This window comes from Clostridium sp. MCC344, from assembly GCF_018785365.1.
Taxonomy (GTDB): domain Bacteria; phylum Bacillota; class Clostridia; order Lachnospirales; family Lachnospiraceae; genus Pilosibacter.
This window is the reverse complement of record NZ_WQPQ01000085.1, coordinates 1-277: the sequence shown is the minus strand read 5'-3', so window position 1 is coordinate 277 and position 277 is coordinate 1. Positions and strand designations below refer to the sequence as shown.

General features: G+C 57.8%; 1 protein-coding gene. It reads right to left on the bottom strand.

Translation table 11 applies throughout. The features are described from left to right. Positions 1–277, bottom strand: a 277-nt coding sequence (locus GPK90_RS16820; RefSeq protein WP_486463679.1) for a CD1108 family mobile element protein, incomplete at both ends; no start/stop codon positions are given.

Genomic DNA, 277 nt, shown 5'->3' with positions numbered 1-277 from the left:
ACATGGTACTTTGCCGAGAGATAGGACGCCAGCTCATAGGGGTTATGGCCGATCTCGTCCACGGAATAGCGGTACTCGTCATAGCCGGGATGGGTGCTTTCGATGTTCGCTACCGTCTGCGCCAGCTCGTTTTCCAGTGCCGTGTAGTCCTCGTCCACCCCCAGCAGGTCCGTATCCTCCGAGGCGTAGGAGGTGCCGGATAACGCATTGGCAAGGCCGCTGCCAAGCGTGGGAAAGATAGAGCTTACCGCCGACACAAGAAAACAGAGCAGCAACA